This window comes from Megasphaera massiliensis (genome assembly GCF_000455225.1).
Lineage (GTDB): Bacteria > Bacillota > Negativicutes > Veillonellales > Megasphaeraceae > Megasphaera > Megasphaera massiliensis.
Genome location: NZ_HF954537.1, coordinates 1,314,221 through 1,335,736, shown reverse-complemented (window position 1 = coordinate 1,335,736; position 21,516 = coordinate 1,314,221). Strand labels below are relative to the sequence as shown.

The following is a 21,516-nucleotide window of genomic DNA, read 5'->3' as shown; positions in this document are numbered from 1 at the left end:
GACGCGGGGTTGATTGTATGAAAGCGGCAAAAACAGCAAATAAAAATGAAAAAGAACGTCAAGAGCTGGCTATGTTGATGCAGTTGCAGGTATGGTCGCAAAATCCGACGGAATTTATCGATAATTGCTGCTTCACGGTCAACGAAGCAAAACGCGGTGCTGTCGAACACTTCCCCAAGCTGGACTATCTCGCACGAGTAGACAAGATAATACACGGTGAGCAGGTCGCCGCGTTCCCGAAATCACGTCGAATGATGATGACCTGGAGATGTTTGGCTAATCTGCTGCACTTCGCAATGTTTGGCAAAAATCTTTCTATATTCGTCCAGTCCAAGAAATACGATGACAGCGCGTACCTATTGGGAGATAGCCGCTTATTATTCCTGTATGAGCATCTGCCTGCCGGGTACCCATGGCCGAAGGTAGAGCGTAAGACACGATCTAAGATGGGCTATGACTACATTAAGCTGTCTAATGGTGTCGAGTTCCGCGCGGTCGCTGAAGGTGCTGACCAATTACGTCAGTACACTGCATCCGTCGTATATTGCACCGAAATGGCCTTCTGGGACTTCGCACAAGCAACATGGAATAGTTTACGACCGACGATTGAGGGCGGTGGGCGTATCTTCATCGACTCATCGGCCAATCCTGGGTTTTTCTGCCAGCTAGTTACCGGCCAACTCAACGAGGATGAGCCGGAAGAAGAGCAGGAGCCACACGACGTAATGCAAGGCGTACATGAGTACCGTCGTAACGGCGTGTACGTAGCAAGGATACATTACAGCGCGGACCCGTCGAAGCGGTCGGAAGAATGGCGCACCAACGAAAAGAAAGGTACGACTACAGAAGGTTGGGAACGAGAATACGAAATCAACTGGACTGTCAGTGCAGAGCCTAAATATTATCCGGAATTTAATTATAATTTCCACGTTGCCAATGAGGAATTGAAACCAGTCCCAGGACGTCCGCTTATACGCGGATGGGACTACGGATTAACTCCGGCAACTGTAATCGGTCAGACGACGGCCAAAGGGCAGTTACTCATACTTACAGAGCTGCAATCATGGGATTGTGGCATGTTGGCTCATGGTCGTGCTGTATCGGCTGAAATGGCTACGTACTACAACGGCTATGACTGTACCGACATAGGCGACCCGGCAGGCAATCAACGCGCACAGAGCGATGAGAGTACTGCCAACCAGCTACTGTATGACAACTACGGTATCCGGGTAGATCCGGGCGAATTGTCACAGACCGGACGCAGCGAGGCAATACGTTACTTTTTGACGACGTTGACGCCTGATGGCAAGCCATTATTGTTATTAGACCCACGGTGTCAGATGCTTATCGAGGCATTTACGGGCGGTTATCATCGTAAGGTAGTCGCAGGCAGGACACTGGATGAGCCGGAGAAAAATGAGTATTCGCACCTTATGGACTGTCTGGCCTATATGTGTGCTAAGTTATACCGCGACAAGGACAATGGAGTGGACAAGTGGCGCAAGATGACACGAGGCAAGATGCATCGTGCAGGATTCATGTAATTTCACGCGGGGCAACGCAGCAACGGCGCCCCTTTGCGACCCCGCGTATTCATAGTTACACCTCCTTTCTGGCGGTGGACGTTTTGGGGGTTAGCGACCGTTTCCCAGACGGTCCCCAGGCGTCCACTTGTCATGCCGGAATATCTCAATGGTAGAGACTCCGCCTCATAAGCGGCACTATCGCGGTTCGAGTCCGCGTTCTGGCACCATTATTGTTATTTGCACAGTTACGAGGTGATGTAATGGACGATATTAACAGCGGCCTGTCTAATGCACAGGAGCAGTCATCCTTATTTGGGCGGGATGCACCGCAGATTAGTGTAACTGACTGGCTCTTACAGCAAGCGGAGCCAGAAGAACGTCCCGTATCATTGGACACACTCAAGGATGCGGAAATCGAGAAGATTATGGCAAGTGTATGTGACGGCATAGACGTAGCCAATAAGTATTATGAGGGTACTGTAGAGCCTAAATTGATACACCGGCAGCGTCTCCGATACGGGGAACAGAAACTCTACAAGGAAAAACTGCCTAACCTGTCACGTAAGAGTAAATTCGTGAGCATGGACTTGGCCAACGTCATCGAGTGGATGAAACCGTCGCTTGTAGAGGTATTTACGGGAAACGAGTCTCCGGTAACTATCGCGGGTAGCACGATACAGAACGACGACACAGCGACCAAGATACAGCAGCTCATTGAGTACCAGCTCATGCGTAAGAATAACTACACCTCCATGGTATCTGACGTAGTGGATGAAGCGTTATCGACCAATTTAGGAGTTACCAAGATATGGTGGAAGCGGGAAGAGAACCGTACACGATACAAGCTGATGTACGACGTAAACGATATGCAACAGGCTATGATGCTTACGCAGGCGTCATTATCCGGTGAAATTGAAATCAAGAGCATAAAGCCCTTGAAAGACGCGCCTGATCTGTACGAGGTGCAATTCGACCATGTTAAGGTGACGTCTAATCATCCGGTAGTTGAGTATGTACCGCCGACGGAGCTTAGATTCACGCCGGAGGGCAGTAACCTTCAAAGCTGCAAATTTGTCGCTCATCGGAAAATTGTGAAGGGAGACTACCTCAAGCGCAAAGAGTTAGACGGGACCTATCAAAACGTCGATAAGGCACTGGATGACGCAGGCGATACAAGGTACACCAATGCCGATGAGTACGTCAATCCGGCACGTAATCAAGGTGGTATGAAGCCAACTGATCATGACAAGGCGTCCAAGGACGTTGAGTTGTACGAGTGCTATGTAGACGTCGACTACAACAACGACGGCGTATACGAGCATCTTATCGTGCATTGTGTCGGTAATGTACCGCTGTCTATCCAAGTCAATGAGTTTGACCTGGCTCCGTTTTTTGCCCTGGGAAGCGTTCGGGAAAGTCGCAAAATATTCGCAGACCATGCATTAGCAGAGCAAGTAGAGGGGCTGCAAGACCTCAAGACCGCTCTTATCCGTCAAATCATCATCAATGTCGCCAAAAATAACGACCAGCAGAAATTTATCGATTATTCCAAGGTTACTGATATTGATGCGCTCATGAATGGCGATGAATACGTGCCTATTAACGGCGACCCAAGCGCAGCGATTGCCAATCCGCCTCCGGCTAATCTGTCTCCGCTGTCTATGGATCTAGTCAACTACGCAGAAAGCGAGTTGCAAAACCGTACAGGCAGCACCAAGTACAATCAAGGCCTTGACTCCAACAGCCTTAACAGCACCGCGACCGGGATTACTGCAATATTAGGCCAGGCAGATAAGCGTATACGACTTATCGCACGATTATTTGCCGAAAACTGGATTGTTCCCATGATCCGGTTCTTGATATTGCTTAATCGTAAGTACGGCGAGGATGTACAGACGTTCCGATTTAAGGATTCAGAAGTCTCGATATCAAGCAATGACCTTGATATCGACTACGACCTTGTAATCAACGTCGGCAATGGAGCAGGAACCAAAGAGGCGCGTATCCAGTCTTACATGATGTTGTTATCTAATGTATATCCGACGCTTAGCCAGGCCGGAGTTGCAACGCCAAAAAGCTATTATGCAGCCGGCACCGCATTACTGGAGGAAATGGGACTCAAGAACACGCAAGGTATCTTGCTTGATCCTGACAGCCCGGAAGCACAGCAGATACAGCAACAGGCGGCACAACAGCAGCAGGCGCAGGAAGCGGCCAAAGAACAGGCAGACCTGCAAAAACAACTCATCATCAAACAGGCGGACTACGAAGGCAAGGTTGCCGTCGCAAGTATCCCGTCGGTACGAGCCAACATGAACGATTTGCCGCTTAATACGCAAGTCGGGATTATTAACAGTCGGACAGCCGGTAATGCAACGATTGACGACTTGATTAATAAGGTCGCTCATGACGACTCATTACAGGTTCCTAATCAGCCACAAGGGCCGATACCGGAGCAATTGCAGCAGTTACAGCAAGGGATGAACAATGGCCAGACATGACGAGCTGACGCAAGCACGCGTAACGGGTAATAGAGACAGATACCTCGCACGAGTGCTTACGGACGGCAGAAGAGCAGAAGACCTACAAGAATTTCTAAATGACTGGATGGAAGTCGAGAAACAAAAGGCACTAGAAGAATTAGCAGCCAGTAAGACACCGCAAGATATACAAGCCTCATATCAAGCGGCGATTAGATTTTACCAATATATGAATGGCATTATCGTGCAAGCTAAAGGCGCACGACGGAAAGGAGAATAGACGACGTGACCAATTTTGAATTTAATCTTCAGTTGTTTGCCGAAGGAGAAGAAGCCAGTGCAGCAACCAATGAAACCGTCGCGGTCCCCGCCCAGGAGTCAACAACAGATACACCGGCGGCAGAAACGCACGAGCAACCTCAGTCTAATGACACCGGAGCTGTATACCTTGTAACTGATCCGCAGACAGGCCGAAAACGTATCGTAAGCAATACGCCGCAGGCCAGTGAAACACCGGAAGAAGAAAGCGGCAACGACGATGCCGAACAGCAGCAACCGGAAGCGGAACAGAAACAGGAAGAAAGCACTACTCCGGAGCAGCAGACCAGCCAGCAGGAACCACAGGCACAGCCTTTACTGCATACCGAACCGTACACGTTGGATGAGCTTAATAGCGCAATTCAAAACAATCATGTCGATGAATCGCGTATTCCGGCTCAGTACCAAGTACAGTATGCACAATATCGACAGGAGCAGATGCAACGCCAACAGCAGTTACAGCAGCAACAGCAGGCGTTTGCCGCGCAGCAGCAACAACAGCAGTTGGAGCAGCAGAAGCAGATGTTCGCGCAAATCGACCAGGCCGCAACTAATCAAGCAATGCAGGCCTATGGATTGACGCAGGATGACATCGACACCGCTGAATATTCGGACGATGAAGACCTGAAAAATAAGGTCGCACAGTATCACACCGCGAAAGATTATTTTAAAGGTCAGTTAATCAACGCTATTCAGCAACAGCAGATGCAGACGCAGGCGGCGCAGAACGAACAGAAGGCAATATATGCCAGCATTGTAGATTACACTCGCAAAATTCAGGCGGAAGAGCCTAATTTTGACGAGATTAATCAGATGATGGGTACATATTACCAGTCCATGCCGTATAAGGACGCCGCGGCAGTGTCGGACGCTATCAATGCGCTTAACGCCGGCAATATTAACCAGGCGCAGTGCAAGGTGCTGGAAGGTTATTATAACCAGTGTCGCACCGCGTACTACGCCAAAAAGAACGACTTAACGAAGACACCGAAGAAAGTACCGGTGCCGAAGGTTGAACAGCCCGGAAACGGAGCGAAGTCTCAGCCAAAACCGTTTGATTTTACACAGCTTAGAAATATGACAGAACGTGAACGCCGCGCAGCTATGGCACAGTACTGGCACAGCGGCAAATAAAAAGGAGAGATGCAAATGCCAGATGTAATTCGTGACCTTAATAAATCGGTAAACCAGTCCTTTACTTATGATGCGATTGGCCATGCTGAAGACCTCAGTCCGATTTTGACCAATATCAGCCCTGAATCTACGTTATTTTACAGCAAGTTTGGTAACACCAAACCGGCAACAGAAACGTCTTTTTCTTGGATGACTAAAGGCCTGCGCCCGCCTCAGACGAACGCACACCTTGAATACGAAAAGTATGAATTTGAACCGGTCGGTTCCATTGAAGGTATGAGCAATAATGTTCAGAACTTCCAGAACAGCGGCCTTGTATCGGACATACAGAACGAAGTAACCAAAGCATATAACAATGAACACGGCACTGATCTTGACGACGCTAAATTCGACGCCTACAAATATCAGGCCCAGGACATTGAATACATGCTCGTCAACGGTGAAAAGAAGGTGGATGGGGCAAAAGACGTTGCGCCCCTTTCCGGTGGTGTACCGTTTTTTATGTCAATGAATACTATCGACGTAACCGTAAGCTCTACAGACGGTACTATTACTTGCGATAAGAATCCGAACCTTGATACTGGTGATATCGTCTATTTTGTTGCCAAAACCATGCCTACGGGCCTCAAGAAAGGTATGTATTACTATGTCCGCGTAGACGGTACAGACCGTAAAAAACTGACGTTGTTTGACACGCAGAAAGGCGCTGTCGAAAATATTACCGATAAACAGGTTAAGCCTACCGCAGCAGGCACGTCGGTGCAGATAGTTGCTAACAACATTATCTCTTGTGGAGGCAATGCAGATTTTACTCTGGATGACATCAATGATGCGATGGAAATGGCCTTTAAGCGTGGAGGTAACCCGTCTGAAGCGTATATGTCGTCTTCTAAGTTCCGTCACTTCTCAGACCTTGTATTGGCACAGACTACGACCTACCGTAAGTCCGGTGAGAAAAAAGCGGCTATGGTCGCAACTACGTACCAGGGCGCGTTCGGTGTAGTCAATGCCAATATTCACCGCCTGTATCCGGACGAACGTATCGATATCCTCGATATGCAGTTCTGGGACATGCGTTACCTGTCTCGTCCGCACGAAGTCAATAATCTTGGTAAGGACGGCACATATGAAAAATTCGTCATTGAAACGCGCGTCGGCTTACAGGGAACACAGCCGAAAGCATCATGTGCAATCGTCGATATTCAGCGATAGTTTTAAGTAATCTTATAAGGGGGTACTCGTAGTATCCCCTTTTTTATAAGGTGGTGATTGGATGATAACAAACCAACGACTGTATAAAGACGACGGTAAGATCGTGTTGCGAAACACTGTTAACGTATCTAACGAAATCGACGCGACACGGAAGGCCAATGAAGCAGATAACGGCGGGTGGTTTGGTGACAAAAACGAACGAATGCAGCTAATGGGATATATACCGCCTGAATTTTGGATGTTTGATCCATGGTTAATAACCGCCAAACGCGCACAAAAAGAAGGCGATATGCGTACTTACATGAAATGCATGAAGAAGTTTTTTGAGGTACACAGCGCATTTAAAGTCAATCATAAGCGTACCGTATGGCGGGGAACCGGGGCGGTGCTGTTATGATTACAGCAGCCGAACTCAAGCGACTCGTAAGGTATAAGGCAGGCGATAACAACGAAGTAAAATACAGTGATTATGACGTGTTGCAGGCCATTAATGAGGTATTACGGTATATCAATCAATACTATATCAATAGCGATTTTTTAGAGAAGATACAGCACTATCGCCAGGACGCAATGAATAAGGTTATCGACGAATATAACGACAGCATCAAGCCGGACCCGGACGACGAAACGATAGCTATAGAGCCTAAAGCGCACATCGACATGCGCTATACCGGAGTAGACTTGCCAGATGATTTCTTAACGTTGGTAAGGATCGTTGATGGTCACGGCCATGATCTGCATACGTGCGACGCTATCCGGCCTCCGCGGTGGGACGAATACAAGATACTGCAAAATAAGCTGTATACGGGCGTAAAAGACGTAGACATGTTATATAATGCAGCTTTTCTTAGTGTTGATAGCCTAGAGGACAGCAAAATCGAATTACCGCGCGTCTTTCTTGATGCGATGTGCAAGCTAGTTGTTATGGTGCTGACACAGCAGCCGGACGGAGATACGATGCAACAGGCCGTAGAAGACATTCTTTCCCATGTCGTACCAATGCGAAAATACGCCAACGTTGAAAAACGTATGCCGTTCATATGTTAAGGGGGTGAGGGCATGAACGTAGATACCGCAGTAACGAGAATCCAGCAGGAAACGCATGATATCAGTGATGAGTATAGCCGCGAAAGGTGCATACAATTCATCAACACGGCAATACAGCAGGTATCAAGCCTTCTCATAGCTGCAAAATGGCCTGTACTCGTGCAGGAAACAACCGTGCGTGACGGCGATTCTATTCCCCGAAACTATATGAATGCATGTGGTACGTATCCCTTATCTATGACAAGCGGAGCCGTAAAAATAACTGATCCGTCCGTAAAGGATGTACGCTTTAGGTATTTTGCGACACCTAATTTGATTGACGATGCATCGAAAGCGCTGCCGTTTACGCATGATGCAATAAACGATGTTATTGTTAAGTCTGCCGTGCTTATCGCACTCAATGAAAATGAGTACGATATCACGCAGGACACGAATATTGTTAATGCCTTACAACAGGCAATAAGCGCGGGAATGAGTTGATATTATGGCGGATTATAAGAAACAAGTATTGTCTATGCCGGACCTTCCGACCGCGATACAAGGCGACGGTAGGCAACTCATATCATTGCTTAGAAAGTACCTAAAATCAGTCAATGAACAGGTCAATGTAGCTAATGGCTTTACGGCTGACGATGTGGACGCCTCGAACAAAGGCGATTTTCAAATGCCACGCAACTTCACTTTGACGTTTGACCGACTAGGCGGCGTCATGAATTGGGATTCCATAGAAAATGACGATCTGGCGTACTATGAACTGCGCACAAACGCCAATGTAGGTAATGCTAACGGCTTACTAGAGCGCACGACGGCAACGTCTAGTTTGGTTATTCCTCCTACGGCTAGTGGCAAGATATATCTGTTCGCTGTCAGTAAAGAGGGCAAGGTATCTAATGGACGTACTTTGTCGTATAACAAGGTACGACCTAACGCGCCGGCTGACGTATCATTCACTAAAAACAATGAAGGCACGCTCATTACCTTCCTTGAAATTCCCTCAAACTGTATCGGTGCCAATCTATATATCTACGGCGTTAAATATCAAACGGTCGACAATGTATATCTGTATCCATATCCCAATATCAAAGATATATACATCGCTTACTACGACCAATTCGGGGAAGGTGAGCGTACATATCTTTCCTGCTACGTTCCGAACGTAACCGGGTTTTGGGCCGAAAAAAATGGCGCAAACCTATATTTTTATTGGGATGCGCTAAGCATATACAATATCAAGTATATCGTAAAAGTAGGTCAAACACGGGACTGGGAACAAGGTACGGAGATTTTCCGGAGCAAGGTCAACAAGTATCGGTATATCCGACCTAATCAAGGCGACTACTATTACATGATTAAGGCGGTTGATGACCATGGAAACTATTCACAGGATGCTACATGGTATCTCATGACCGCCGACAAAGAAATCAATAAGAACGTCATCATTGATTATAACCAATTGGACGTCGGTTATAGCGGTATCAAGACTAACATGTATTACAACGCTCAAATGCAAGGCTTGAGACTCGAAAAAACGTCATTTAACGGCGAATATCTCATGCAAATCAATTTACCGCAGAAAATCAAGGCCCGTAACTGGATTGACTGCAAACTTAATGCCGTTACAGAACAGACGTTACGAGTCCGTGACATGACCTTCGCTGTCAATTCTTACGAGGCCGAACACGTCCTTGTATGTGGAATTTTAGGTGACCTGGACGGAGTTGAGCTGCAAAAGCAGATAGCACGTTATACAGGCAAAAACGATGACGTTTTTAACGCTATTATCGACGGAACAACAAAGCCGACTAATGGCACTATCATAGAAGAACGTAATACGCAATTTTCTCCGGTTAAATGGGGCGATGGTGTACTTATTACCGATACAACGTCACTAGCCTATTCATGCGATATTAACGCCAGCTTTTCTATGGGCTTTTGGTTTAAAAACAATTCGCTGCTGAACGATTGCATCATTCTTGAGCTGCGCGGCTCTAAACCTAATAAGAGTGACTATATTTCAGTCGGAGAAATGTCTTTTACAGTCAATTCTTATGAAGCTCAACATTTATGGGCTGACGGTATATTTAGGGATATTACCTTATACATTGGCTATGACGCTCGATCAAACCAATTTTATTTAAAAGACAGTGTAAGCAAAAAGACACTCACGGTATCCGTTCCTAAACTAAATCATGATTGGCTGTATTTTGGTGTATCCCAGACGGATACGACACGGTTATTTTTTATCCGTGAGTTCAACATGGATACGAGTAAGTACGCGAAAGCATTTATCCCGCCATGTAGCAACTCATTTGACCGTTTATTTTTGAATCCAAAGGAGTAGACATAATGAACAAAGACGATATGAAAATTAAAGGTGCGCTGGAATTAGTTATTCGGCACGCGAACGGCGACGTTGAAACACGCCGAAAAGATAATCTTATTTTGAACGACGGCTTTGATTTTATCTGCGCTGCTATTGCAAATCCTACACGACCGGCCCTCATGGGATATACGGCAGTCGGCACCGGCACAACAGCGGTATCTTCTTCACAGTCAGGACTCACGACCGAAATTAAGCGAAAAGCAGCCAGCTATTCCCATAGCCAGGGTACGAAAGTATTCACACTCACGACGACCTTCGCAGCCGGAGAAGCTACGGGCGCTATTACCGAAGCCGGTATTTGCAATGCTGCCAGCGGTGGCACCTTCTTGGATCGTGTCGTATTTGACGTTATCAACAAGGCGGCGGATGACACGATGACGACGACATTCCAGTTCACTTTGTCGTAAGCGCTTATGGTAGACCTTGCCAAAACATTCACGCTGTACAAAATTGACGATGTAGCATTTCCGCTAGACGACGAACGTTGCCGTCGAGTGTTGGATAAGTTTGGCAAGACATTTTTCAGTGTGAAGGGCAATGAATACGCCTACATCGTCGAAGAATATGGCCGTCGACACGGTATGCCTAGATTTATACTTGATATATGGCTGCACTATTATCGGGCCAATGAGTATGAAAAGCCTGTATCGGAAATAACGACGCCAGTAAATGAATTGTATCATTGGGATTTTGAAGCCATACCAATTGAAACGACTAAGATAGCCGATACACGCTCTAATCGTCTTTATCATAGCTTGAAAGACAGAATTATCTTCCGTGAAACATATTGGGATAACGTCAATTTCAATCTGCATATGCTAGAAGGCGTCAAGGTTCGGGATATCAATAAATCGGATTATACATCAGGGACAAAGAAGGAATCGTTTGGTATTAGTGACAGCAATCGCACAGCATACACCAAAAACAACCGCTATTCGCTCCGTATCGCAGAAAAGAGCGCCAAACATATAAACACTCTAAGGCTGGATGTAACTGGCGTTACAGACGAATATAGCCGTGATTTAGAGTGGCTACGCGCCTCTGATGAATCGGTGTTGATGTTTGAAAACCAAAGCAGCGTTTCCCGAAAGCAAACTAAAGAGGATTTGCAAATAATGGAACGACCGATAAAGGCCGTGTACATAAATCCTTGTGAAGTTGTTTTGATTGTTGATAGTCATGTCGCCTTCTTTAATTGGTTCCGGATGATCAGAGAAAAAATAACGGTATTGGATCATCAGCGGAAACGATTGTATCCCAGAAAGAAAGAATCGCTAACGGTTACGCCGCTCCTTATAAATAACCTAGCCCGCTCTTTTCCTGAAACGATAAAAGCCATAGACAGGTATATGAGTCATGCCAAACCAAAGTACAAAGAGCAAACGGTGACACTGACTGATGATGAGAAGAATATTCTAAGTATTATCCGAAGTGAAATGCTCCATGTAACGGAAATATATTGGGATAATGTACTCTTTCTCATTAATATTTCTGAAAATATACGTGCTACTGACGTTATACGGAAAACGGCCCAAAAACAGTTATATGACGCGCTATATTTTATGGATTTTTTACGCAAGGTATCAAAAGTTAAACAGGCGGAGTCTATATCTGTAATTGAAGGACAAAGACAGACACTTGAACATGTCTTATATGAATCGGTCCGGGTATCTGATGAGATTGCCCGTTATATGCGAAAGTATATGCGTGAACAGATACAGGCGATGGATGCGATATCAAAGCGCATGGATACGGTAAACCATGAACAGCTATCTATTAACGATGGTTGGTACAAGGTTTGGGATACCATAAAAACCTTGCGAGAGGAATTGAAAACCTTGGATAAGATAAATCGTGATATATACAACCAACAAGATGAACGATTAATCATCGCAGATAAATTACTCGTTCAGACGGAACATAAGCTAAAAGAGGCGTTATCGGTAGAAGAATCTTTCAATAGAGACGCTGTATTTTCGCGTGTATTAAGCGATTTAGTTGTCGTAGGTGATTCTCTTTCAAAGGATGCCGGGAAGAATCCAGCCGAAGATATTGCCGTATACGATGCTTATTTAAGGGCTAGTAACGCTTATATAGAGGCTTTGCAGGTCGTTAGTTCGGCGAAAGAAGCGGCTGATTTCTTGGCTATGTCAGACACGCCGCCGCTGTATGAAGAATTTACCGATTTTAACGTTGGCGATTATGAGTACGAGAAAGCAATGCTACGCTTACGAGTGGTAAGCAACGCGACACATTCGCAGCCGCTCTTATATGACGTTGCACCTCATGTAGATATTGATGATACCGACGATCGTGGACAAATACAGATTAAAGACGCGACCAGAGCAACAAAAGTATATTACAACAAACATTACTATAATCCGCCGGAAGTACAGGTTACGGTAAAAGGTGGCAGCAGTACTACATCACTTGTACCTCGCATTATATCAACGGACAAGTCAGATGACGGCGGACGATATTTTGAAGTTGAATTACATGATACGGACGATAAGTTAACAACTGGCGTCATATCATGGGTAGCAAAAGGATGGTGACAATATGCAGGAATACAGCCAGTTATACGATACTGATGCGTGTAACGTGTACCTAGGCAAGGCGGATAAAAACATACAGTCTGTAGCCAGTAATTTCAGTGGTACAGTGTTCCCTACCGAAAATCTGCAAGTAGGTATGACATGTGTTCGGACTGACGATAATAATAATATGTACTTGCTGACAAACTTATCTCCGGTTAAGTGGGAATTATTGCCGTCAACAGGATATGTGGATAATGCCGTTGGGAGTGGTGTTAAATCTATTACCAATTTTAAAGGAGCAACTTCAAACGCAGCCGGAAAACAAGGGCTAGTACCGGCACCTGCCTCAGGAACGCAAACAGATTACTACTTAGCAGCCGATGGAACGTGGAAAAAGGTACAGCAAAGAAGCGTTAAAGAGGTAATTGACATTGTGTACCCTGTAGGCTCTATATGGGAGTCTACTACGAGTAGCGACCCGAATAAGTTATGGCCGGGAACAACATGGTCGCTCATGGACGGTGGTCGCGTTCTTGTATCTAGTGGTTCATATTCTGATAGTAGCGGTTCGTATAGTTATTCTCTTGGCGCTACAGGCGGTGAAGCTAAACACAAACTCACTACCAATGAAATGCCTTCGCATTCACATGGTGCAAGTTCAAGTACGAATGGCGGTCATAATCACACCTTGCGCGTTATTGTTGACGGTAAGGACGAAAATGCTGGTGCTGGCGGTGCTAACTATTGGAATAATCAAACCACTAGTTGGAATGGCGACCACTCGCACACCATTACTATTAGCAACACAGGCGGTAACGGAAATCATGAAAATAGGCCTCCATACGCCGTTGTAAATAGATGGAGAAGAACAGCTTAACCATTTCGTTTCCACCTATTAATAACAAGATACGGCTGACGATTTTCATGACGATCGTTTCCGCCCGTATTCGAAAGACTAATTGAATGCCCATGTGAAGCATTAACAGTATATTTGTAGTACCCGTAATGTCCGCTTGGGTTAACACTACCATTCATATCTTGGGCCGACACAATACCACTAGCTAAGTGGTCCCATGTATATGCCCCTAACGTACCGACTAAACTGGTGCTAGATATACTGGCTCCATGTCCGTGAATTGCCAATTCATTGGTAGTTATGCCGTGCGTTTCCAGCGGTTAACGACAACATACGGCGGTCTATTCTCGTGATAACCATTGCCGCCAGTTGCAGAAATATTGATTGAATGCGAATGACTATTTTGGCTTGTAGTAGTATTACCCCATTTACCATTATTGCCACTATGTCCACCCAGAAAGTCGGACCCGCCGATAACGGTCCAAGCCGTATGAGTATGACTATCTGTCGAGGCGCTTGCTCCATGTCCGTGTGAGGCCAACTCATTGGTAGAGAACTTGAAAGGAGAAAAAATGAGAGTTTTTCAAATCATTGATAACGCTGTACTTATCATCAAAGAAGGTGAACAGTACAGCGACACCGCTGATAATTTCAAAGTGGATAGCGGAATTACCAATGTCCCGAATAAAATCATCTATGATGACACGCAGAAACAATGTTGTGTAGATGATGAATTTAAAGACTATCCTGATGCTATGTATGAAGGCTATATCGACAATGTTACGGCCTACATCGAAGCAAAAGCAAGGCGTGAATATGTACCGCCTACACTAAGCGAATTAAAAGAAAAAGCCTTGTCAATTCAGTACAATAAATACATCGCTAAAAAAGAAGCTGATGTTGTAGTGGACGATCTGCGATTTAGCACGGACGAAAAGAGCCAGCGTGAATGGCAGACGGCCTTAACACTTATTACTGATAAAGGTAAGTATAAGGTGCGCGATTCGTCTAATAGCCTTGCCTTCATCGACGTAACAAAAGAACAGCTCATAGCAGCCGGGAACGAGGCTAGAAAGCAGCAGATAGCGGCTTACGAGTGGTTCATGAAAATCCGTGACGCAATTAATAATTGCAAAAATGAAGCTGAACTATCAGCCTATATGACGTGATAAATGGCATGGTTAAGCCGTTTTATGGATTATTATCGTAAAGAACAAATAAATAACACGAGTAAATTACGTATTTTACGAGATTGACCGTTGTTATTTGTTCTGCAATAAAGAACACGTTAAGAACAGAGGTGAAATAAATATTTGGGTAAAAATACAATTGATTTGACGCAAAACGTCGACGACATAATCAAGAATATGGCCAGCATAATAGAAAATATTCTATTGCAGGCACACCCTGTTGGTAGCTATTATTTCTCCGATGACCCTACGGACCCAAGCGAATTGTTTGGCGGGACCTGGGAAGCACTGACACCAGGCTATACATTGGTGGCGCAAGGGAAGGCTACAGAACAGCATGGAAGTACAACGTGGACGAAAGAATTTAAGGCCGGTCAAAAGTACGGTGAATTTGAGCATCAATTAACCGTTGGGGAGTTGCCGTCTCATCAGCACGAAATTCCATTTTGGATGTGGGCCGTATCTTTTAGATATAACTCTGGCACCTATCAAATACCTCAACAAACTAACGGCAATGCAGTTGAATACGCTAACGGAAAAACTAATCAACAACAGCTCGTAACCGCAACTGGTGGTAACGGCTATCACTATAATGTTTCTCCGTGTAAATCAGTATATGTGTGGTATCGGATTAGCTGATTCTTTTCCAAACATATACAGCCTTACAAGGAGATATGTTTGTATGGTAATTATCATTGCCAGTTGGCTTGGTTATTCCGCACGTATCACCGTATCTTCCGCCAGCAGTTGTGAATGTTGTATTACTCCATTGAATAACTCCGCTTAGCAGATAACCGCCGTTAGAGCCACTAACACCTGTTTCATTATTTTTGTTCCAAATGGAATTGTAATGTTCGTGCGAGGCTAACTCCCCAACGGCTACATAGTACGTTGCCAGGCGTATGCGGCCTTTGACGGAGAGATGTTATTGTGATATTCATCATTGCCAATCTTCCCCCACGCGTTAGGCAACGAGCGTGGCCCGTATTGGTCCCGGCAGTCAACGGTTTTGAATAGTTCCCTAGAAGGTTCACCGGAAGGCATGCCAGAGTCGCATGAAACGCGCGGATAATGACTAGCCAACTCCCCAACGGTAAACCGCGTCAATAGCCTTCCGCAACTCACGAATTGTTTTATGTGTGTAGTCGTGTTTTGTTACACCGCGGCAGGCATGACCCAGTATTTTCTTTATGGCCGTGTCGTTAGCTCCGACGCTATCAAGCATTGAGGCTAGAGTATGTCGACACTCGTGTGGTGTGTGGTGCATCCCGAAAGACTTCATAACGGAGTCAAACCGTCGTCTAAATGAATCATAGGTATATGGAGTCCCGTTTTCGTGCTGACAGATGTAGTCTTGTTCTTTACGAGATACAAACCATTTATAAATGTTTTTATGAATGGGTACAGCGCGTCCGGTGCCTGATGCTGTTTTAGATTGTTGGACGATAAAGTAGTGGCTGCGCCACTTCACATCGTGTGGCGTGAGTCGCAAATATTCTCCAATTCGAAGGCCTGTATAAATAAGGATGAGTACATCAATGACATCCGGATTATCATCTACGGCACGCCAAAGCTTATTTCTTTGTCTGACCGTGAATGGCTTTTTCTTGTATTTCTTAATGTGTGGTTTTAGCTCAATATATCTTGCGTAGTCGGTGCTAACGATATCGTACTTGATTGCGTGACGGTATAGTTGTTCTAATAGTCCGCGACACTTCTTTTGTGTGCAGTATCCTGCCTGTATGTCGTCGATAACGTCTTGCAAATGACCATATCGGATACTACGAAAAGGCAGTTTATGCAGCTTGTGGCAGTGTCTAAAGGCATTGTCATAGCTCTTGCAACTGGATACGGATAACCGACTATATTTCAACTGTTTCCAACGTAGAAACAGTTCAGCGAAGGTAATACTATCGTCGATTAATGGCGATTCATTGACAGAAGAAAGGTAGGCGATGCCATGAGCAAACGTATCGAAGTAGCCCAGTATCTTTTGTCTTCCGTCTATCGTCTTTTTCACGACAAACGGCCTCCTCCGATTCCCAGATAGTTTATAGCAAGTTCCGTATCCATTAGGTAATTTCATATTTCAAAGTTCCTTTCGAGGGGGTATTTATGGTTGAACAAATAGTAACGACAATAGTCATTGCGGCTATTTCAAGTGTCTCCGCTTATTTCTTCGGCTTGTACCGATCAACATTAACATTACACAAAGGCGTACAAGCTTTGTTGAGAAATGACATGTTAATGTCGTATGAGCGGTTTAAAAAACGGGGATGCTCCCTTGATGAAAAGCAAAATTTCTGCAACATGTACGATTGCTATCACGAGTTAGGTAAAAACGGAGTCATGACAGCCGTATACAATAACGTCCTCAAGATGAAAGAGGGTGAATCAGAATGAAGAATAAAATTATAGATTTAGGCGAATGGGGGCAAAAACACTGGCTCCAATTAGTTGTTATCATGTCAGTCATCATGATGATTTTCCTTTGTTTGGTATTATTCAGTTGGCTGTTTGGGTATTGGTCCAACGCATTACGCGGTACCCATTTTGAATTGACCAGTTGTTGGAGCGGAGTAACTGCGGTTGCCGGCGGTATTGCTACGGTTGTCGGGCTGGCCAAAGCTGCCTGGACAAAGTACGGCATGGACTCGCGTTTTAATTCCGCACGATATGCAATGCCGGTTACAACACAGAGTACAAAACGGGAGGTGGAAAGATGATTCGAGGGTTTGACGTATCGGAAAATAACGGCTATTTAGACGCGGACTTTTGGCAGTCTGCGGTAGATGCAGGCTGTAAATTCGTCTATGTACGTTGCTCTTGGGGGAATGGGCATGAGGACGGAGAGTTCCGCCACAACGTTCAAATGGCTCATGAGTACGGATTACTAGTTGGCGCATACCACTACGATTATAGCCTGTTCCCTGTAACGACAGCCGAACACGCGCGAAAATGCGCCGCAATCATCGCAGACAGCGGCGTATTATTGGAACTTCCTGTATTCTATGACCTCGAAGACGCTGACGGCTGGAAAGAGCGTAATGGCTACGTTTTTTCAGGGGATAACGCTACAGCTCAATGTCGTGCATGGATTCAGAATATAGGACTTCAAACAGGCGTATATGCGTCTTACAGTTGGCTTGAACGCGCTGTCACTGATAGCGGCGGGCGCGGTGGCGGGCCGATTGACTGGCGGACGTTGGATTGCTCCGTATGGAACGCCGAATGGGGCGGAACCGATGATATCCGTGCTTTTGTCTGGCAGGACACGGACCAGTTACCGATTGGCGGCCGCTTGGTTGATGGTAACTGGATGTATGCTGATTACTTGTTTTCGGAAAACTAGGAGGTGATCCAGTGTTTTATCTGTCGCAGTTAAAAAGGGAGGCTGATAAGTTTGCACAAAACAAAAAGAATATTGTCGTTGCTTGTGTTCTCTTGTGCGTTGTTATTGCCGGCGGTTGGCTTGTGTACCGATACTACAACCATAGCGCAGAACGAGAAAATAGAAATGTCGTTAACACAGTACAATCAGTTGAAGACGATAATCAGCGAGCAAGAGACAACATTAATACAGCTACAGAGCAAATTAGACAAGCTAGACAACAACTCGACGTCGTTACAAGAGCAATTGACGATAGCCAGAGAACAGTTGACGAAAACAAAGCAGTCATTAACGACAGCAGACAGCTCATTGAATCAAGCCAACGAAAGCTTGAACAGGCAAAAAGAATCTTTGACGAGATTGACAGAGCAAATCAACGAAATGACTAAAAAAGACGCGCGTTTGAAACGGCAACGCGATACATGGGCAGTCATTGCGGGTACGTTGCTTATAGGATATATCGCAAAATAAAAGACGGAGGGAAGAAAATGAGACGACTAAACAAGCACAACTCACAGTCTATCACGTTTTCTTCACTCGTCGGTGGCATTAATATATCGCAGGCTCCGGAACAGATTGACCTGTCTGAATTACAAGAAGCGCAAAATTTTATTTATGCGCGAGACAGTAAGCGGCTGACGGGGCGGGCTGGACTGGGCCTGCTTTATACTATGAGCGACGATGAAGGTATCCGCGATATGTGGTACGACGTAGATACGAACCTTCTCTTGTGTTTTACGAATAAGAACAGGGCTTACCGATATATAATAGGTCAAGAGCCGGAATATATTGGAGAATTGACCGGAAGTTATGAACCGACGTGCGCTAAATTTATGGATAAAGTATGGATTGCTAGTGGCGGTAAATTGCAATACTACGACTACACTCAAAACGGTACGTTGCAAACGGTATCATCCAGCCCGACGTGTAATTTAGTATTTCAGCGATTTGCCCGTATAGCCGTATCAATGGAAGGCACCGACGGTTTTTATTTATCCGGTATTGGAGACGGTACAGATTGGGAAGAAGACACTAATAGAGCTGATAAAAACCAATGGTTGGAAGTTGGTTACGGTGACAGCGGTACCATAGTTGCCATTGTACCACTTGCGACCGACATCATATTCATCAAATCAAATGGCAAGATATACCAGTTATCCGGGGATGCAGAGCCTAGTAATTGGCAAGTAACAGAAATTGCTAACAATACAGATATTGCTGGTACTCGATGCGCGGTTAATATAGGCAATTCAGTTATATTTCAGTCTATCAGGGGATTAAAGACCTTATCGGCGGTCATGGAATACGGAAATATTCAAACGTCCGATATTGGTGATAAATTTAATGGCCTGATAACAGAAAACATGTACGAACCTCGCTTTTTCCACTTACAGCGGCATTGCATGATATTAATCCGTCCGACAAGCAATTACAGATACTTTGTTGCCTATAATTACTTGCTTGGAAGTGCTACTACATTACTATTCAATGTTCCTGTAAATAGTATCGTTGAAACGACGGACGATATCATCGTAGCTAGTGAGGGTAAGTTATACTCATGGTCCAGCCAGTATCTTGACGACGATGGAGAGCCTATTTCATATATCCTTCATCCCAAAGCCGTTATTAGTGCCAATCAGATACTTATGAAACGAGTCGATACAAAATTCACAGCAGATTATGCAGGCACGGCGACATTGACCGAAGGACAGTTATCCGTGCCGGTATCTACGGCCGATAGGCATGTGTTCCGCTGTAACCACTCTACCGACTGTATGGACATAATAGTTAAATCTAATGATCGATTTACCGTGGACCATATCATTGTCGACGTAGCGGACCTTTGAGGAGTAATAATATGGAACGAAAAGAGTTATTAGCATGGATAAAAGAGTATGAACGTAAAACTAACGATGAATTTATGTTTTTGCCTGGATTTACAACGTGGTATATACCGGAACGCGGGTTTTGCCAATGGAAGGGCTTAGATGAAGATCATGCCATTCTATGTTGGAACCTGTGCAATGACGCTAAATTCTGGCGTGATGCACTGGAATGTGTAGCCTTGCAGTTTGGGTACGACCGCATTATTACGGTGTGTATACTGCCGATTAAGGCATATATCCGCTATTGGGGATGGAAGATTGAGCAGGACTTTGAAACGAATGGTGTACACCGGTATATCTGTTCAGATAAAAACGGTCGTGAAGTTGTTTGTACACCGAAGGAAAATGACGACGGTACCATTGATTATTATGTGACGAACGAACTCCGAAGGCAGTATAAGCCATGGAAAAACGCTAATGAAAGGTCGTGATTGAATGGGCAAAAAAGGCGGATCAAGCTCCAATACGCAAACTTATACACCGACAGCGGAAGAAAAAGCTATGCAGCAACAGGCCTTAGAATACTCTAAGTACGTCATGCCGAACGCAAAAAAGCTCAATGACGTTGCCGGCAATATGTTGTATAACTCCCTGGGCGATACACAGGTTGATTATAATCAGCTCATGAAAAACGCTCTTAGTCAAATCCAGTGGGGACAAAATGGCCTTAGAGGTTTGGCACAAGGTCAGATTCCAGCCACCTATCAAACGGCGATGGAAAACTCTATTAAGAGCGGCGTTAATAACTCCATGGGCAATCTTTTGCAGGATATGGGGGCTAGAGGCGTCGTTAATAGCTCCGTGATGAATACAGGGATGAAAGGGATTAGCGATAGTGCTAGTGATGCTATGGCTCAAAATTGGAACAATACCTTATCCCAGTTAGCTAACATTTACGGTCAAAATATCGATGCATCCGGGCAGCCGATTGCAACGGCCGCAGCTGCGCAGGAAGGAGCACAACAGCCGGCAATTAACTTGTGGAATGCATCCTTGGGACTTAATGGTGCAACGACCGGGGCATTATCTAGCCTAGCAGGAAAGGGAACGACAAAGCAGACACAAAGCACAAGCGGCGGCGGTTTGTTTGGCGGGATTCTTACAGGCCTTGCAAGCAATGCAACTATTTTCTGTTTTGCGCCCGAAACCAAAATCCGTATGGAAGATGGAACCGAAAAAGAAATTACAGACGTTAAAGTTGGCGATGCCGTACTTTGTCCGCATGAAGACGGGACCGAAACGGTTGAGACGGTCAAACAAACTCTTACGCCTAAATACAACGATGTTTGGAACCTCGTATGTAAGGACGGCGTGAACACGAATTATGTTAGCGCAACATTGACGCAACCGTTGCTTACTGACGACGGCTGGAAAGAAATCGGCAATATGACTCTTGGTACGACGCTTAAAGGTAAGGGCCGCGTCGTTAATATGGTTTATTCCGGAGAGCGAAAAGTATATGATTTGCAGCTTACCGGTGACAACAATTATTATGCCGATGGATTTATCGCTAAAGGCGGTAGTACCGATAATTGGGTAGAGGGGGAATAATATAA

The 21,516-nt window shown here is 45.3% G+C and carries 22 protein-coding genes and 1 tRNA gene; 22 read left to right on the top strand and 1 reads right to left on the bottom strand.

Features of this window, described 5'->3' with window-relative positions:
* Positions 1 to 17 precede the first annotated feature (17 nt).
* The 15 genes from TX77_RS09620 to TX77_RS09545 all read left to right on the top strand — a co-directional run bounded on the left by TX77_RS09620 (position 18) and on the right by TX77_RS09545 (position 15,322).
* On the top strand, positions 18 to 1,544 hold the full coding sequence (locus TX77_RS09620; RefSeq protein WP_044504653.1) for a terminase large subunit: 1,527 nt from the start codon (positions 18 to 20) through the stop codon (positions 1,542 to 1,544).
* Between the two features lie 134 nt (positions 1,545 to 1,678).
* Positions 1,679 to 1,753: transfer RNA gene (locus tag TX77_RS09615), tRNA-Met, on the top strand.
* A 33-nt stretch (positions 1,754 to 1,786) separates the two neighbouring features.
* Positions 1,787 to 4,027, top strand: coding sequence for a portal protein (locus TX77_RS13280; RefSeq protein ID WP_071822353.1), 2,241 nt, complete (start codon positions 1,787 to 1,789; stop codon positions 4,025 to 4,027).
* Positions 4,014 to 4,286, top strand: coding sequence for a hypothetical protein (locus TX77_RS13855; protein ID WP_044504651.1), 273 nt, complete (start codon positions 4,014 to 4,016; stop codon positions 4,284 to 4,286). Before TX77_RS13280 ends, TX77_RS13855 begins: the two co-directional genes overlap by 14 nt.
* 5 nt (positions 4,287 to 4,291) lie before the next feature.
* The gene (locus TX77_RS09600) at positions 4,292 to 5,458 is read left to right on the top strand and encodes a hypothetical protein (protein ID WP_044504650.1); all 1,167 of its coding nucleotides are present in this window, start codon (positions 4,292 to 4,294) and stop codon (positions 5,456 to 5,458) included.
* 15 nt (positions 5,459 to 5,473) lie between these two features.
* The gene (locus TX77_RS09595) at positions 5,474 to 6,670 is read left to right on the top strand and encodes an SU10 major capsid protein (protein ID WP_044504649.1); all 1,197 of its coding nucleotides are present in this window, start codon (positions 5,474 to 5,476) and stop codon (positions 6,668 to 6,670) included.
* 61 nt (positions 6,671 to 6,731) lie between these two features.
* The gene (locus TX77_RS09590) at positions 6,732 to 7,067 is read left to right on the top strand and encodes a hypothetical protein (protein WP_044504648.1); all 336 of its coding nucleotides are present in this window, start codon (positions 6,732 to 6,734) and stop codon (positions 7,065 to 7,067) included.
* The gene (locus tag TX77_RS09585) at positions 7,064 to 7,717 is read left to right on the top strand and encodes a hypothetical protein (RefSeq protein WP_044504647.1); all 654 of its coding nucleotides are present in this window, start codon (positions 7,064 to 7,066) and stop codon (positions 7,715 to 7,717) included. The genes TX77_RS09590 and TX77_RS09585 overlap by 4 nt, the downstream gene beginning before the upstream one ends.
* Before the next feature lie 12 nt (positions 7,718 to 7,729).
* Complete coding sequence (locus TX77_RS09580; RefSeq protein WP_044504646.1) at positions 7,730 to 8,197, top strand: hypothetical protein; 468 nt, start codon at positions 7,730 to 7,732, stop codon at positions 8,195 to 8,197.
* A 4-nt stretch (positions 8,198 to 8,201) separates the two neighbouring features.
* On the top strand, positions 8,202 to 10,058 hold the full coding sequence (locus TX77_RS09575; RefSeq protein WP_044504645.1) for a hypothetical protein: 1,857 nt from the start codon (positions 8,202 to 8,204) through the stop codon (positions 10,056 to 10,058).
* A gap of 5 nt (positions 10,059 to 10,063) precedes the next feature.
* A complete protein-coding gene (locus TX77_RS09570; protein ID WP_044504644.1) occupies positions 10,064 to 10,507 on the top strand; it encodes a hypothetical protein in 444 nt (147 codons plus the stop codon).
* Positions 10,508 to 10,594: 87 nt separating this feature from the next.
* The gene (locus tag TX77_RS09565; RefSeq protein WP_154862485.1) at positions 10,595 to 12,655 is read left to right on the top strand and encodes a hypothetical protein; all 2,061 of its coding nucleotides are present in this window, start codon (positions 10,595 to 10,597) and stop codon (positions 12,653 to 12,655) included.
* A 4-nt stretch (positions 12,656 to 12,659) separates the two neighbouring features.
* Entirely contained in the window at positions 12,660 to 13,514 is an 855-nt protein-coding gene (locus tag TX77_RS09560) for a phage baseplate protein (protein ID WP_044504642.1), read from the top strand.
* A gap of 551 nt (positions 13,515 to 14,065) precedes the next feature.
* On the top strand, positions 14,066 to 14,662 hold the full coding sequence (locus TX77_RS09550) for a hypothetical protein (protein WP_044504640.1): 597 nt from the start codon (positions 14,066 to 14,068) through the stop codon (positions 14,660 to 14,662).
* Between the two features lie 144 nt (positions 14,663 to 14,806).
* Complete coding sequence (locus TX77_RS09545) at positions 14,807 to 15,322, top strand: phage baseplate protein (RefSeq protein WP_044504639.1); 516 nt, start codon at positions 14,807 to 14,809, stop codon at positions 15,320 to 15,322.
* 436 nt (positions 15,323 to 15,758) lie between these two features.
* Here TX77_RS09545 and TX77_RS09540 read toward each other — a convergent pair whose 3' ends face one another.
* Complete coding sequence (locus tag TX77_RS09540) at positions 15,759 to 16,703, bottom strand: tyrosine-type recombinase/integrase (RefSeq protein WP_230198101.1); 945 nt, start codon at positions 16,701 to 16,703, stop codon at positions 15,759 to 15,761.
* A gap of 95 nt (positions 16,704 to 16,798) precedes the next feature.
* Between TX77_RS09540 and TX77_RS09535 the strand changes: the two genes are divergently transcribed.
* The 7 genes from TX77_RS09535 (at position 16,799) to TX77_RS09505 (ending at position 21,511) form a co-directional block, all read left to right on the top strand.
* Positions 16,799 to 17,086 carry a hypothetical protein gene (locus TX77_RS09535; RefSeq protein WP_049917338.1) on the top strand — a complete coding sequence of 96 codons (288 nt, stop codon included), beginning with the start codon at positions 16,799 to 16,801 and terminating at the stop codon, positions 17,084 to 17,086.
* Positions 17,083 to 17,409: a hypothetical protein gene (locus tag TX77_RS09530; protein ID WP_044504637.1), complete on the top strand. Its 327-nt coding sequence runs from the start codon at positions 17,083 to 17,085 to the stop codon at positions 17,407 to 17,409. Before TX77_RS09535 ends, TX77_RS09530 begins: the two co-directional genes overlap by 4 nt.
* Complete coding sequence (locus tag TX77_RS09525) at positions 17,406 to 18,035, top strand: GH25 family lysozyme (RefSeq protein ID WP_044504636.1); 630 nt, start codon at positions 17,406 to 17,408, stop codon at positions 18,033 to 18,035. The genes TX77_RS09530 and TX77_RS09525 overlap by 4 nt, the downstream gene beginning before the upstream one ends.
* An 11-nt stretch (positions 18,036 to 18,046) precedes the next feature.
* Positions 18,047 to 18,463, top strand: a complete 417-nt coding sequence (locus tag TX77_RS09520; protein WP_044504635.1) for a hypothetical protein — start codon at positions 18,047 to 18,049, stop codon at positions 18,461 to 18,463.
* Between the two features lie 99 nt (positions 18,464 to 18,562).
* Entirely contained in the window at positions 18,563 to 19,921 is a 1,359-nt protein-coding gene (locus TX77_RS09515) for a hypothetical protein (RefSeq protein WP_044504634.1), read from the top strand.
* 11 nt (positions 19,922 to 19,932) lie between these two features.
* Positions 19,933 to 20,391 carry a hypothetical protein gene (locus tag TX77_RS09510; protein ID WP_044504633.1) on the top strand — a complete coding sequence of 153 codons (459 nt, stop codon included), beginning with the start codon at positions 19,933 to 19,935 and terminating at the stop codon, positions 20,389 to 20,391.
* A 4-nt stretch (positions 20,392 to 20,395) separates the two neighbouring features.
* The gene (locus TX77_RS09505; RefSeq protein ID WP_154651888.1) at positions 20,396 to 21,511 is read left to right on the top strand and encodes a hypothetical protein; all 1,116 of its coding nucleotides are present in this window, start codon (positions 20,396 to 20,398) and stop codon (positions 21,509 to 21,511) included.
* The last annotated feature ends 5 nt before the right edge of the window (positions 21,512 to 21,516 follow it).

What these genes read in the sequence shown, in the direction of transcription:
- TX77_RS09620 (WP_044504653.1), top strand. Translation starts at nt 18, where the DNA reads ATGAAAGCGGCAAAAACAGCAAATAAAAATGAAAAAGAACGTCAAGAG.
- TX77_RS13280 (WP_071822353.1), top strand. Translation starts at nt 1,787, where the DNA reads ATGGACGATATTAACAGCGGCCTGTCTAATGCACAGGAGCAGTCATCC.
- TX77_RS13855 (WP_044504651.1), top strand. Translation starts at nt 4,014, where the DNA reads ATGGCCAGACATGACGAGCTGACGCAAGCACGCGTAACGGGTAATAGA.
- TX77_RS09595 (WP_044504649.1), top strand. Translation starts at nt 5,474, where the DNA reads ATGCCAGATGTAATTCGTGACCTTAATAAATCGGTAAACCAGTCCTTT.
- TX77_RS09590 (WP_044504648.1), top strand. Translation starts at nt 6,732, where the DNA reads ATGATAACAAACCAACGACTGTATAAAGACGACGGTAAGATCGTGTTG.
- TX77_RS09585 (WP_044504647.1), top strand. Translation starts at nt 7,064, where the DNA reads ATGATTACAGCAGCCGAACTCAAGCGACTCGTAAGGTATAAGGCAGGC.
- TX77_RS09580 (WP_044504646.1), top strand. Translation starts at nt 7,730, where the DNA reads ATGAACGTAGATACCGCAGTAACGAGAATCCAGCAGGAAACGCATGAT.
- TX77_RS09575 (WP_044504645.1), top strand. Translation starts at nt 8,202, where the DNA reads ATGGCGGATTATAAGAAACAAGTATTGTCTATGCCGGACCTTCCGACC.
- TX77_RS09570 (WP_044504644.1), top strand. Translation starts at nt 10,064, where the DNA reads ATGAACAAAGACGATATGAAAATTAAAGGTGCGCTGGAATTAGTTATT.
- TX77_RS09560 (WP_044504642.1), top strand. Translation starts at nt 12,660, where the DNA reads ATGCAGGAATACAGCCAGTTATACGATACTGATGCGTGTAACGTGTAC.
- TX77_RS09550 (WP_044504640.1), top strand. Translation starts at nt 14,066, where the DNA reads ATGAGAGTTTTTCAAATCATTGATAACGCTGTACTTATCATCAAAGAA.
- TX77_RS09535 (WP_049917338.1), top strand. Translation starts at nt 16,799, where the DNA reads ATGGTTGAACAAATAGTAACGACAATAGTCATTGCGGCTATTTCAAGT.
- TX77_RS09530 (WP_044504637.1), top strand. Translation starts at nt 17,083, where the DNA reads ATGAAGAATAAAATTATAGATTTAGGCGAATGGGGGCAAAAACACTGG.
- TX77_RS09525 (WP_044504636.1), top strand. Translation starts at nt 17,406, where the DNA reads ATGATTCGAGGGTTTGACGTATCGGAAAATAACGGCTATTTAGACGCG.
- TX77_RS09515 (WP_044504634.1), top strand. Translation starts at nt 18,563, where the DNA reads ATGAGACGACTAAACAAGCACAACTCACAGTCTATCACGTTTTCTTCA.
- TX77_RS09510 (WP_044504633.1), top strand. Translation starts at nt 19,933, where the DNA reads ATGGAACGAAAAGAGTTATTAGCATGGATAAAAGAGTATGAACGTAAA.
- TX77_RS09505 (WP_154651888.1), top strand. Translation starts at nt 20,396, where the DNA reads ATGGGCAAAAAAGGCGGATCAAGCTCCAATACGCAAACTTATACACCG.